Here is a 12,128-nt window from a genome sequence, read left to right as displayed (position 1 = left end):
CGCTTGGCGACACCCATATGCGCCGTTAAAGTCGGAAGTCCTGCCTCCCGGCTACGCCCAGTACGCCGCCCCGCCAAGCCCCACTCGCACTCCCCCGCAGCGCCCGCCCGCCGTGGCTCGCAGCCATTTGTCGCCCTATTCTTCTCCGTAGCGCGGACGCGGCGGACACACATCTTGCAAAAACGCCTGCGCCGGTCACCGCCTGCGAGCCGGTAAAGTGTCCGCATAACCACAAGAACACGCTCAAGCCTGCACCGTGCACGCCATGTAACCGATGAGGAACCCGACATGATCCAACGCTATACCCCACCGCAGATCGCCCTGCACTGGCTCAGTGCCGTGCTGATCCTGCTGATCATCGCCCTGCCCTATGGCAGTGACCTGTTCGAGCCGCTGCTCGGTGGCGGCGCCGGCGTGTTCACCCTGCACAAGTCGCTCGGCCTGCTGGTGCTGGTGCTGACCGTGCTGCGCCTGGTACTGCGCGCCCGCTCCGGTGCTCCCGACCTGATGGCTGGCGAGCCGCCACTGCAGCGTTTCGCCGCCAGGGCCGGGCACAGCCTGCTCTATCTGCTGCTGGTGCTGATGCCGCTGAGCGGCGTGCTGTTCGGCAAGCGCCCGGTGAACCTGTTCTGGCTGGTGGAAATCGGCCCGCTGCCGCTGTCCGACGCGGTGCGCGAAGCCGCCAAGCTGTTCCACGTCACCGCCCAGTACCTGCTGTTCCTGCTGATCCTCGGCCACGCAGGCGCCGCCCTGTGGCACCACCATGTGCGCCGCGACGGCGTGCTGCGCGCCATGCTGCCCGAGCGCCGCTGAGCCATCGATAGGCAAACCCCTCGGCGCCGATAGCTGGAGCCGAGGAGCCCATCAGCCTAGAATCGCGCCACGCTTTCTGGAGACGATTCGATGCTGTTGGTGATATCCCCCGCCAAGACCCTGGACTACGACACCCCGCCGGCCACCGCGCGCTTCACCCAGCCGCAGTTCCTCGACCACGCTCAGGAGCTGATCGGCCAGCTGCGCGAGATGAGCCCGCAGCAGATCGGCGAGCTGATGCACCTGTCGGACAAACTGTCCGCGCTCAATGTCGCGCGCTATGGCAGCTGGCACCCGGACTTCACCCCCGCCAACGCCAAGCAGGCGCTGCTGGCGTTCAAGGGTGACGTCTATACCGGCCTGGCCGCCGAGGACTTCGCCGAGGCCGACTTCGACTTCGCCCAGCAACACCTGCGCATGCTCTCCGGCCTGTACGGCGTGCTGCGCCCGCTCGACCTGATGCAGCCCTATCGCCTGGAGATGGGCACCAAGCTGGCCAACGCCCGCGGCAACAACCTCTACGACTTCTGGGGCGAGCGCATCAGCGGCTGGCTCAACGAGGCCCTGGCCGAACAGGGCGACGACATCCTGCTCAACCTGGCCTCCAACGAGTACTTCGGCGCGGTCAAGCGCAAGGCCCTGAACGCGCGGATCATCGATACCGAGTTCAAGGACCTGAAGAACGGCCAGTACAAGATCATCAGCTTCTACGCCAAGAAGGCCCGCGGCCTGATGGCACGCTACGTGATCAAGGAACGCATCAGCGACCCCGAGCAGCTCAAGGCCTTCGACTACCAGGGCTATCGCTACAGCCCCGAGCAGTCCAAGCCGGACAGCCTGGTGTTCCTGCGCGACCATTCAGAAGACTGATCTGGCCGACAGGGACAGTACGGCACCTGCGCGAGTGGTTATGATCGGGCCCAATTCAAGCCCGCGAGACAAGGAGTGCCCATGACCCAGCCCGTAGCCCTGATCACCGGTTGTTCCAGCGGCATCGGCCGCGCCCTGGCCGATGCCTTCAAGGCCAACGGCTACCGGGTGTTCGCCGCCGCGCGCAAGGGCGCCGACCTCGAGGTGCTGACAGCTGCCGGCTTCACCGCCGTAAAGCTGGACGTCAACGACGCCGGGGACATCGCCCGCGCCAGCGAGCGGGTCAAGGCCGAGGCCGGGCGCCTCGACGTACTGATCAACAACGCCGGGTACGGCGCCATGGGCCCGCTGCTCGACGGCGGCGCCCAGGGCATGCGCCAGCAGTTCGAAACCAACGTGTTCAGCCTGGTCGAACTGACCCGTGCCTGCTTCCCGCTGCTGCGCGCCAGCCGCGGCCTGGTGGTCAACATCGGCAGCATCTCCAGTGTCCTCATCACCCCGTTCGCCGGCGCCTACTGCGCGTCCAAGGCTGCGGTGCACGCGCTGTCCGGCAGCCTGCGCATGGAGCTGGCGCCCTTCGGCATCCAGGTCATGGAAGTGCAACCGGGCGCCATCGCCTCCAGCTTCGGCGCCAACGCCAGCCACAGTGCCGAGGCCCTGGTCAGCGAGCAGTCGCCTTGGTGGCCGGTGCGCGAGGGCATCCGCGCCCGCGCCAATGCCTCCCAGGAAGACCCGACCCCGGCCAGCGAATTCGCCGCCACGCTGCTGGCCGCCGTACGCCAGGCCGAACGCCCCGCCCTGCTGCGCATCGGCAACGGCAGCCGCAAGCTGCCGCTGATGGTGCGCCTGCTGCCACGCAAGTTCATGGATCGCATGATGAGCAAGCGCTTCGGCCTCGATACCCAGCTCTGAGGCAGCGCCATGTCACGCCGCTTCCCGCTCTACCGCTACGTACTCGGTGCGACGGCGGCGGCGTTCCTGCTCAACGTCCTGCTACGCGTGCCGCTGAAGATCGGCGGCATGCCCGCCACGCTGCTGGCGGCGTTGCTCAGCGCCTGGGCCCTGCGCGCAGCCTTCGCCTGGTTCGAGAAGCGCCGCCCGCAAACGCAGGAGAGCTGGGCCTTGGTAGCGCTGCATGCGCTGTTCCTCGGCCTGCTCTACCTGCTGATTTGGGGCCTGATGTGGCTCAAGGATGAACCGGGCAGCATGGGCCAGCTGATCTTCGTCCTGCACTACCTCAGCTATCCGGCGGCGCTGGCGTTGGTGCTGCATCTCTCCCGCCCGCGCTAATTAGCGGACCGCGCAATCGGGCAAAGCCTGGCACTCCCCCGTCGCCTTGCCGGCTGCCGACAGCGGCGCGTCGATGCGCCGATCATTAGGCGCCAGGCGTTGTGCACAGGCTCTGGCCGCACTGGCCTGGGACACACAGCCACGTTCGTTGAGCATCTCCGACAGATTGAACCAGCCAGCCGCAAAGTCGCCGCGTCGCCCCAGACTGTCACGCAGCAGCTGCTCGGCACCGGCACGATCACCCGTCGCATGCAGCAGGTTGGCCAAAGCGAAACCGGGCAACGACTCGCCCGGCCACTGGCGCTGCGCGGTTCGATAGGCCGTCGCTGCAGCCTCACGCTGATTGGTCTGCTCAAGGTCGCTGGCGGCCTGCATCCAGGAGCCCAGCTGCGGCTCGGCAGGTAGTCGGTCCGGCGGCAGGGTCAGTACTGCCCAGCGTCCGGCACGCGCCCAGGTCTTATCGAAGGCGGTGAAATCGGTGGTCCAGCGCTTGGCCCGAGCCGAGCGCAAGATCAGCTCCTGACGCTCTCGGTCGTAGCCGACGGCAACCGCGAAGTGCCACTGCGGATACCAGTCCAGCCCCAGGTTCTGCATCACTAGCACCGGATTACCCGCGGCCAGCTGAGCGAGGAGCGCATCCAGATTCGGCTGCAGCGGATAAACCAGCTGCCCGTACTGGCGTGCACTGGCAACCAGCTCAACCTTCAGACTACCTTTGCGCGTTGGCAGATAGACGCTCGGCAGCAAGGACTCGGGAGAAGTCTGCACCCCGCGCTGCACCAGCACCGTGGCCAAGGCGGCCGGCCCACACTGATAGTCGTCCTGGGGGAAGAACGGGGTGTCGGCCAATTCGACCCTCTCGGGTAGGCGCTCGCTACTGGCGGGTAACTGCAGCTGCTGGCCGGCACAGCCGGTCAGCAGCATCAGCGCAGCGAGAGCCAGAGGCGCCCACGTCAGCGCAGGCATTTCACGAAGCTGAAGATATCGGTGGCGCAGAGCATGTCGGTGATGATGAAGATCACCAGGAACAGCACGATGATGCCGACCACACCGGCACCAGCCGGCTCCTCGGACAGCTGCTGGTTGAATTGCGCCAGCTCGGCCGGCGTCAGGCTATCGATGCGCTTCTCGACCTGGGCGCGATCCACGCCCATCTCCTGCAGTTTCTGCTGCACCTGCTGGTCGGCCAGCATGGCGCGCAGCTGCTCGCGGTCGACCTGCTGACGTTGCTCCTGCAACACCTCGGGGGTGCCGATCATCGCTGCGTTGGCCAGAGGAACCTGGGCGAACATCAGCAGATTGAGGGTAGCGAGGACGGCAGCGAAGTAGCGCTTGAACGGGTGGGCACGCATGATGGTGACTCCTGTTGGTATTGTTATCTTCTTGACCCGTTGCGCTGCGCCCTGGTTCCAACATGTTGCTCTCAGACCCGCTACAGGCACCGACCACTCTGCTCCCCAGCTTGAGGAGCGAGTATCCGGAGTGGCATCGCGGCCGCCCGCGCTACGCCCTCTGGTCGATTCCGGTGGACTGCCCGGTGATACTCCAACGCCGGCACGAAGCTCGCCAGTTGCTCGGTGACTGGCTGCATCCCGCACAGGGTCGCGAGGCGCACATCAGTCTGTTCGTCTGCGGCTTCCCCTGCGCCGAGCCATGCCATGACGACGACATCGGCACTGCAGTTCTGCAGGCCCAGCAAAGCGTTCTCGCCGGCTTGAACGTAGCGCCCTTCGAACTGCAACTCGGCGGCCTCGACAGCTTCGCCAGCGCAGCCTTCCTAGGCGTACAGGACAACGGGCAACTCGAGCATCTGCGCCAGGCGCTCGCGCCTCTCTCCACAGAGATCCGCCAGGCCGCCTATGTGCCGCACCTGACCGTCGGCATCTATCGGCACGCCGTCAGCGCCAGCCAATGGCGAGAGCGTGCCGAGCCGCTGCGCGACTGCCCGCCATTGACGCTGGCGGTGCGTGAGCTGCAACTGGTCAGCTATGACACACGTGAGCTGCAAGGCCCGCTGCGCATCGAGGCGCAGGTCGCGCTAGCATAAGCAGCGCATTCGTCAGGACGACTCCCATGCTGCATACCCTCGCCGTCGGCAACTATCGATCCATCAACAACCTGGTGATGCCCCTCGGTCGACTCAACCTGATCACCGGGGCCAATGGCAGCGGCAAGTCCAACTTGTATCGCGCCCTGCGCCTGCTGGCCGAGACCGCCCGTGGTGGCGTGGTCAACGCGCTAGCGCGCGATGGTGGGCTGGAATCAACGCTATGGGCTGGTCCGGAAAAGATCAGCCGGCGTATGAAGAGTGGCGAGGTACCGATCCAGGGTGGCCCGCGCAGTGATGTGGTGCGTCTGCGCCTGGGCTTCGCCGGTGAGGATTTCGGCTATGCCATCTCCCTCGGCTTGCCCGAACCCTCGCACTCAGCCTTCGCACTGGACCCCGAGATCAAGCGTGAATGCATCTGGGCCGGCCCCTGCTATCGCCCCGCTTCGCTGCTGGTGGATCGCGAGGGCCCGATGGTCCGTCAGCGCGAAGGCCGCAGCTGGCAAGTTCTGGCTCAGCATCTGCCGAGCTACGACAGCCTGTTCGACCAGATCGGCAACGATCCAGGCTGCCCGGAGGTATTCCAGTTGCGCGAGACCATTCGCCGCTGGCGCTTCTACGATCACTTCCGTACCGATGTAGACGCGCCGGCACGCCAGCCGCAGCTGGGCACCCGCACCCCAGTGCTGCACCACGACGGCCGCGACCTGGCTGCCGCTCTGCAGACCATCCGCGAAATCGGCGACCGCGAGGCGCTGGAGCACGCCATTGCCGACGCCTTCCCCGGCTCGCAGCTGGATATCGATTTCCAGCCCGGCGGGCGCTTCAGCGTAGCGTTGCGTCAGGAAGGTCTTCTGCGCCCGCTATCGGCCGCCGAGCTATCCGACGGCACCCTGCGCTACCTACTGCTGGTAGCAGCCCTGCTCACACCCCGACCTCCATCGCTGATGGTGCTCAACGAGCCCGAGACCAGCCTGCACCCGGATTTGCTGCCGGCGTTGGCACGCCTGATCGTCGAGGCATCCAGGCACACTCAAGTGTGGGTGGTATCCCATGCCAGCCGACTGATCTCCGCACTCGAACAACACCCCGAGTGCAACTCCATCGTCCTCGACAAGAGCCTGGGACAGACCGCCATCCAGGGCATGGGCATGCTCGACGAGCCACTCTGGCACTGGCCGGATTAGGTTCTCTCTGACGCAACCGAGATCGCCGGCTTGGCCTGCCGAAACACCAGCACGTTGCCCAGCATCACCAGGCCCAGGCCGAACAGCGCCGGGGCCGTCCATTGGTAGCCCTCGACGAACACCGAGATGTTCAGCGCCACTACCGGGAACAGCACGGTGCAGTAGGCCGCGCGCTCCGGCCCCATGCGCCCGACCAGGGTCAGGTAGGCGGTGAAGCCGATCACCGAGCCGGGAATCGCCAGGTACAACAGCGAGCCGATGTAGCGGGTATTGGCCTCGAAGGTGAACGGCACGCCGCTGACCAGGCAGTAACCCAGTAGCAGCAGCGCGCCATAGAGCATGCCCCAGGCGTTGGTGGTCAGCGGCCTGAGCCCGGCCTGCTGCTGCAGGCTGGAGAGCAGGTTGCCGGCGGAGAAGCACAGGGTGCCGAGCACGGCCAGGCCCAGCCCGATCAGGGTCTCGCGGCTGGCCTCGTGGTGCGACAGCTCAGGCCAGAACAGCAGGCCCAGGCCGAGCAACCCCAGGGCGCCGCCGGCCAGCACATTGCTGGCGATCCGCCGGCCCATGAAGACTCGCGCGTTGAGCGCGTTCCACAGGGTCGCGGTGGAGAAGATCACCGCCACCAGGCCACTGGGGATCCATTGGCTGGCGGTGTAGAAGCACATGAAGTTGAGGCAGAACAGGCACAGGCCCTGGAGCATGCACAGCAGCTGACCGCGCCGATCCAGCGGCTGCAGGCGGCGGCTGAGCAGGAGCAGGACGAACAGCACGGCGGCGGCGAGACTGAAGCGATAGGCGATGGACAGGGGAATGGCCACCACGCCCAGTTGCAGCTTGAGGGCGATCCAGGTGGTGCCCCAGATCAGGACGGTGAGCAGGTACAGCGACAGGTTCATGGCAGGGCTCCGTTGGCCCCGCCAGTCTCCTCTCTCGGCGAGAGAAAGGCTTGTACGAAATTGCGCGACAACGCCGATCTAATCGGCGCTGCCGCCGGTGGATCAGACCAGCGCCACCACACCTCCGGCCAGTGGCAATGCCGCCGCCAGCGGCAGCACCCAGCGCTCGCGCCAGGCCAACAGGCTGATCAGCAGCAGGCCGGCGAGCATCAGCTGGCACAGCCAGAACACGGCGCCGATCTCGCCGCCGGCCGAGACCCAGCACAAGGCCAGCCCAGCGACCAGAGCGGGCAGCGCCAGCAGGCGCAAGGCACGCTGGCGCGCCGGGCTCAGGGCGCTCTGGAACAGCAGCTTGTGATGGCGGCTCATGGCCAGGCTCAGGGCGGTCATGGCCAGGTAACTCAGGGCGAAAGCCAGCAGCAACATCAGGCAGCCTCCTCGACCAGAACACGGCGCGCGCGTGGCGCCTTGGCCACCGCCGGCTGGGCGAATCGCCAGGCGCACAGGGCGCTGAGCAGGCCGCTGGCGAGCAGGAACAGGTCGATGCCGGCCAGTTCCCAGTCGCCGCGCGACAGGCTGGACAGCAGGTGGCCGTGCTCGGTAGTCAGGCCATTGAGCAGCGGCAGCCCCAGCGCCAGCAGCGCACCTAGGACCAGCTGACGGCTGAGCAGACGGCGCGGCTGGCGATGGCCGATCACCGCCCACAGGGCCACCAGCAGCCAGGCGCCGACGAACACCCAGGCCTCGGCACTGGCACGCTCGGCCACGCCGACGGGAATCAGGCGATTGCCCCACAGCATGGCCAGGCTGGCCAGCGGCAGGCCGGCGAACACCGCGCCGTTGAGCGCACGCACCAGGCCGATACCGGCACCGCCGCGCGCCTCGCGTTTGGCGATCCAGACCTTGATCCCACCCACCAGCAGGGCGCAGCCGGCCAGGCCGAGCAGGAAGTACAGGCCGCGCATCAGCGTGCCGCCGAACTGCACCATGTGCAGCCCGGCCAGCCAGGTGTAGGTGGTGTAGCCGGCCGGCGGCTTCTGCTCGTGCAGCAACTCGCCGCTGGCGGCATCGAAGGTCAGCCCGGACAGCGGGCGGCCGATGCGCGACTCGTGGCTCTGCTCGCTGATGTCGACCACCGCCGAGGCATCATTCGGATGGTGCACGCTGATCCAGCCGGCCTTGCTGCCACCCCAGTGCTGCTCGGCCTTGTCGATCAGGGCATTCAGCGACATCGGCGGCTGCGCCGGCTGGTGCAGCTCTTCGCGATGGTAGGCACCGGCCACTTCGCTGAAGAAGTGCTCGATGTCGCCCTTGTAGGCCACCAGCAGGCCGGCGGGCATGAAGTTGGTGACGAAGATCAGCACGCCGGTGTAGGCCAGCACCAGGTGGAAGGGGAAGCCAACCACGCCGAACAGGTTGTGCGCGTCCAGCCAGGCGCGCTGGCCGTTGGCATTGGGGCGCAGGGTGAAGAAGTCCTTGAAGATGCGGCGGTGGATGATCACCCCGGAGACCAGCGCCACCAGCATGAACATGCCGGCCAGGCCGACGATGTACACGCCCGGCATGCCGGCGTGCAGGGTGTAGTGCAGGCGGAAGAAGAAGTCGCCGCCGGCCGTCTCCGGCATCGGTTCGCCACCGGCCGGGGAGAAGGTGTAGTTGTGCGACTCCTCGCTGCCATCGACTTCCCAGCCCAGGCGCCAATAGGGCTCGCGCTCGCTCGGGCCATGCATCCAGAAGGCGTGCAGGGTCTGGCCTTGGGTCCGGCTCTGCATCCAGTCGCGCACCTGGTCGGCGCTCATGCTGGTCGCCGCTTCCTGGTGCAGCGCCGGGCGCATCCAGCGCTCCAGCTCCTTGTCGAAGCAGGCAATGGTGCCGGCCAGGATGATCACGAACAGCAGCCAGCTGGGCAGCAGGCCACCCCAGGTATGCAGGCCGGCCATGGATTGACGCAGGCTCATGGGCGTACCCCCAGATCGGTTGGCAGGTAGGCCGCCAGGCACATGGCGACGGTCAGGCCGGCAAGCCACAGCCAGGCATGCAAAGCGCGACGAGCCGCGAAGGCGTATATCGCCGCCGCCGTCCACACGGCGAAGCTGAGCATGCCGGCGAAGGCCACGCGGTCCGGCCGCGCCAGCGGCAGGTACACGGAGAAGAAGGCGGCGAAGCCGTAGGCCAGCGCATAGCCGCCGATCAGGGCGGCCAGCACGCGCGCGGCGATGCTCCAGGGCGACAGGGTGGATTGCTTGCTCACGGTCGGCTCATCGAAGGTGCGTGGCCAGTCGCCGCAACTGAGCTGCGCCGCTGGCCATCGGGATCTGGATAAGCCCTACATGTTATTAATAAATATTCGCAAATGAAAGGCGATCAGCTCTCTTCGGCATCCGCCGTGCGTGGGCTGGCTTGCACCGAAGGGAAGCGCGACGAGGCGAAGCGCACCACCAGGATCGCCATGGCCAACAGCAGGATCGCACCGGAGACATAGACCACGCCCAGACCCGGGCCGTTGTGGTGCGACACGTCGGAGATCAGCAGGCGGGTCAGCGCGGTGATCGCTACATAGATAAGGAAGCGCACCGGCATGTGGTTGGTCTTGAAGTAGATGCCGACCATGGCACCCAGCTCCAGGTAGATGAACAGCAGGAGGATGTCGTCCACCTCCACCTGGCCCTTGTCGAGCATGCCGAGAAAGGCCATCACCGAGGCCCAGGCGGTGATGCCGCCAATGGCGAACAGCGCCAGGTAGTGGAAGGCTTCAACCAACAGGTTGCCGAAGGACTGGGCCAGGCCATGCATGCCATCGCGCATGGCATCGATACGGGGGTAACTCACGGTGCTCTCCTGCAGTTCGGATACGGTCATGCTGGACCGCTTCGATGACAACGACTATGCAGGATGAAGGCCAGCGCCAGCGTCCCGACCATTTCTGGACGCACAACGGGCTTGCCAGGCCACAGGCAGAACAATTACTGTATATCCATACATATCAATCATATATGGGAATGAGGTGATGAATGGCCGTCGAAGTGGTGTATCGCAGCAGCCGCGATCCGGAGCGCTTGTTCATGGATAAGGCCGAAGCCGATCGTTACGACAAGATGCTGGAGCTGGCCGAGGCGCTGTCTGACGCCCTGCACAAGGCAGTGCCCTCGCTGAACGAGGAGCAGGTCGAAGAACTGGGCATCTTCATGGCGAAGAACCGCGACACCTTCGCCCGCGCCTTCAAGAACCAGCCGGAAGCCCTGGCCGAACTGAACGCGCCCGCCGACGAAGACTGATCCGCGCGGATGCGCGGTTTGTTCAAGCCGCCATCCTGCAGCGCCAGCATGCTGCGCTCTCCTCACTCAGGGAGAGCCCCATGCGCCAGTTACTGCAATACCTCTACGCCCCCAGCCTGTTCTTCGGCCTGATCGGTCTGGCCACCTGGCTGGTCGGCTACCAGGGGCAGCCGCTGTGGCTATTGCTGCCGCTGCTGCTTGTCGGCATCGGCCTGTCCTTCCTCGCCGAGGCTGCCCTGCCCTATCAGCATGACTGGAACAAGGCTCACGACGACCGCTGGCGCGATGTCCTGCATGCCGGCTGCAACGAAGCGCTGAACATCCTCGGCATCTCCTGCATTCCGCTGCTGGCGGCGCTCCTTCCCGCGAACGGGTTCTGGCCGCATGACTGGCCGCTGTGGCTGCAACTGCTGCTGGCCATCGCCGTGGCCGACCTCGGCATCACCCTGATGCACTGGCTCAGCCACCGCAGCGCCCTGCTCTGGCGCCTGCACGCCGTGCATCACAGCGTGCAACGCATGTACGGTTTCAACGGCCTGATGAAACACCCGCTGCACCTGGGCCTGGAGGCGCTGGCCGGTACGGCACCACTGCTGCTCCTGGGCATGCCGCTGCCGATCGCCGCGTTGCTGGCCTTCGCCATCGCCGTGCAACTGCTGCTGCAACACAGCAATGTCGACATGCGCATCGGCGCCCTGCGCCACCTGTTCGCCTGGGCGCCACTGCACCGCTTCCACCACCTGAAGTACGGCCGCGCCGGCGACGTCAATTTCGCCCTGTTCTTCAGCATCTGGGATCGCCTGCTCGGCACTGCCTTCTACCGGCCGCACTACCGGCTGGGCAGCGACGATCTGGGCATCGGCAGCCGCCCCGACTATCCGCACGATTATCTCGCGCAACTGGCCGAGCCCTTCCGCAGCCAGTCCTCCGCGACCGCTGGCGTGGAGCTGCCAGCCGCCCTGCGCGGTTCAGTCGACTAGGCGCAGATGGCGCAGGCTCTGCGCCTGCACGCCAAACATGCTGCGCACCGTGCGCGAGAAATGCGCCGAGTCGGCAAAGCCGGCGGCATGCGCGGCCTCGGTCAGGCTGCTGCCGGACCAGCTCAGCAGCAGGGCGAGGCGCAAGCGCCGCCACAGCACCAGACGCCGTACCGAGAGACCGACCTGGACACCGAACAGGCGCTCCAGCTGGCTCAGCGACAGACAGACCTGCTGCGCCAGGCTGGCAGCGCCGAGCCGGTCCTGCAGCAACTCATCCACCGCTTGCAGCGCCTGCGCCACACGCTCGTCCAGTGGTTGCCGCGGCGCCTGCTGCAAGCGCGCGAGCAGCGCCTGGGGCTCTGTCGGCACATCGCCGAGCACCCCGCGCAAAGTCGCCGCGGAGAACGCCAGCGGCTCGGCATACAGCGCAAGCAGCGGCTGACCCGGCTCGACGAAGGCATGAGGGCACAGCGACTCGACCAGCACAAAGCGCTCGCTCACCGGCCGACCGTCGATCAGCAGGCGCAGCGGGTCCTGCAGCGCCAGCATCGCCTGGTGCGCGTAGTGCGCATGCGGCTGCGTATCGCCGCTGGCACCGGCCAGCAGGCAGAAATCGCGCTGCAGCCAGAGCTGCCCCTGCCAATGCGCCAGGTCCATGCCTTCTCCATTCGAAGATGTCGTTGGTCGGCAGAGATAGTCCGTCACGCGCCAAAGCGCCAGCACCAGGATTGACCGAGCGGCCAGGAAGAACTAACGTGCAGGCGGCTCAT

The 12,128-nt window shown here is 66.4% G+C and carries 16 protein-coding genes; 8 read left to right on the top strand and 8 right to left on the bottom strand.

The window, feature by feature from the left end; translation table 11 throughout:
- The first annotated feature begins 288 nt into the window (after positions 1-288).
- The 4 genes from PTT45_RS03485 (at position 289) to PTT45_RS03470 (ending at position 2,973) form a co-directional block, all read left to right on the top strand.
- Entirely contained in the window at positions 289-813 is a 525-nt protein-coding gene (locus tag PTT45_RS03485) for a cytochrome b (RefSeq protein WP_273811549.1), read from the top strand.
- 90 nt (positions 814-903) lie between these two features.
- Positions 904-1,683 carry a peroxide stress protein YaaA gene (gene yaaA / locus PTT45_RS03480; protein WP_273811548.1) on the top strand — a complete coding sequence of 260 codons (780 nt, stop codon included), beginning with the start codon at positions 904-906 and terminating at the stop codon, positions 1,681-1,683.
- Between the two features lie 81 nt (positions 1,684-1,764).
- Positions 1,765-2,595: an SDR family oxidoreductase gene (locus PTT45_RS03475; RefSeq protein ID WP_273811547.1), complete on the top strand. Its 831-nt coding sequence runs from the start codon at positions 1,765-1,767 to the stop codon at positions 2,593-2,595.
- A 9-nt stretch (positions 2,596-2,604) separates the two neighbouring features.
- Positions 2,605-2,973, top strand: a complete 369-nt coding sequence (locus PTT45_RS03470; RefSeq protein ID WP_273811546.1) for a hypothetical protein — start codon at positions 2,605-2,607, stop codon at positions 2,971-2,973.
- Here PTT45_RS03470 and PTT45_RS03465 read toward each other — a convergent pair whose 3' ends face one another.
- Positions 2,974-3,939: a PA2778 family cysteine peptidase gene (locus tag PTT45_RS03465; RefSeq protein WP_273811545.1), complete on the bottom strand. Its 966-nt coding sequence runs from the start codon at positions 3,937-3,939 to the stop codon at positions 2,974-2,976.
- Positions 3,927-4,325, bottom strand: coding sequence for a PA2779 family protein (locus PTT45_RS03460; RefSeq protein ID WP_273811544.1), 399 nt, complete (start codon positions 4,323-4,325; stop codon positions 3,927-3,929). The genes PTT45_RS03465 and PTT45_RS03460 overlap by 13 nt, the downstream gene beginning before the upstream one ends.
- A gap of 62 nt (positions 4,326-4,387) precedes the next feature.
- Between PTT45_RS03460 and PTT45_RS03455 the strand changes: the two genes are divergently transcribed.
- Together PTT45_RS03455 and PTT45_RS03450 are read left to right on the top strand one after the other, a co-directional pair.
- The gene (locus PTT45_RS03455) at positions 4,388-5,020 is read left to right on the top strand and encodes a 2'-5' RNA ligase family protein (protein WP_273811543.1); all 633 of its coding nucleotides are present in this window, start codon (positions 4,388-4,390) and stop codon (positions 5,018-5,020) included.
- Positions 5,021-5,046: 26 nt separating this feature from the next.
- On the top strand, positions 5,047-6,207 hold the full coding sequence (locus tag PTT45_RS03450; protein WP_273811542.1) for an AAA family ATPase: 1,161 nt from the start codon (positions 5,047-5,049) through the stop codon (positions 6,205-6,207).
- Here PTT45_RS03450 and PTT45_RS03445 read toward each other — a convergent pair.
- The 5 genes from PTT45_RS03445 to PTT45_RS03425 all read right to left on the bottom strand — a co-directional run bounded on the left by PTT45_RS03445 (position 6,204) and on the right by PTT45_RS03425 (position 9,908).
- Entirely contained in the window at positions 6,204-7,103 is a 900-nt protein-coding gene (locus PTT45_RS03445; protein ID WP_273811541.1) for a DMT family transporter, read from the bottom strand. The genes PTT45_RS03450 and PTT45_RS03445 overlap by 4 nt on opposite strands.
- A gap of 102 nt (positions 7,104-7,205) precedes the next feature.
- The gene (locus tag PTT45_RS03440) at positions 7,206-7,529 is read right to left on the bottom strand and encodes a DUF3325 domain-containing protein (RefSeq protein WP_443218145.1); all 324 of its coding nucleotides are present in this window, start codon (positions 7,527-7,529) and stop codon (positions 7,206-7,208) included.
- Positions 7,529-9,061, bottom strand: coding sequence for a PepSY-associated TM helix domain-containing protein (locus PTT45_RS03435; RefSeq protein ID WP_273811540.1), 1,533 nt, complete (start codon positions 9,059-9,061; stop codon positions 7,529-7,531). Before PTT45_RS03435 ends, PTT45_RS03440 begins: the two co-directional genes overlap by 1 nt.
- Positions 9,058-9,354 (bottom strand): DUF3649 domain-containing protein, encoded by a 297-nt coding sequence (locus tag PTT45_RS03430; RefSeq protein ID WP_273811539.1) that lies wholly within the window; start codon positions 9,352-9,354, stop codon positions 9,058-9,060. The genes PTT45_RS03435 and PTT45_RS03430 overlap by 4 nt, the downstream gene beginning before the upstream one ends.
- Before the next feature lie 113 nt (positions 9,355-9,467).
- A complete protein-coding gene (locus tag PTT45_RS03425) occupies positions 9,468-9,908 on the bottom strand; it encodes a phosphate-starvation-inducible protein PsiE (protein ID WP_273811776.1) in 441 nt (146 codons plus the stop codon).
- A 206-nt stretch (positions 9,909-10,114) separates the two neighbouring features.
- Between PTT45_RS03425 and PTT45_RS03420 the strand changes: the two genes are divergently transcribed.
- Positions 10,115-10,378 (top strand): YebG family protein, encoded by a 264-nt coding sequence (locus tag PTT45_RS03420; RefSeq protein ID WP_273811538.1) that lies wholly within the window; start codon positions 10,115-10,117, stop codon positions 10,376-10,378.
- 80 nt (positions 10,379-10,458) lie between these two features.
- Positions 10,459-11,358 (top strand): sterol desaturase family protein, encoded by a 900-nt coding sequence (locus PTT45_RS03415; protein WP_273811537.1) that lies wholly within the window; start codon positions 10,459-10,461, stop codon positions 11,356-11,358.
- Here the strand turns inward: PTT45_RS03415 and PTT45_RS03410 are convergent.
- Positions 11,347-12,015, bottom strand: a complete 669-nt coding sequence (locus PTT45_RS03410; protein ID WP_273811536.1) for a helix-turn-helix domain-containing protein — start codon at positions 12,013-12,015, stop codon at positions 11,347-11,349. The genes PTT45_RS03415 and PTT45_RS03410 overlap by 12 nt on opposite strands.
- Between the last annotated feature and the right edge of the window lie 113 nt (positions 12,016-12,128).

Origin of the sequence: Pseudomonas sp. Gutcm_11s, from assembly GCF_028649395.1 — a bacterium.
In the GTDB taxonomy this organism is placed as follows: Bacteria; Pseudomonadota; Gammaproteobacteria; order Pseudomonadales; family Pseudomonadaceae; genus Aquipseudomonas.
The sequence above is the reverse complement of the archived record's forward strand: the minus strand, read 5'-3'. Positions and strand labels throughout refer to the sequence as shown.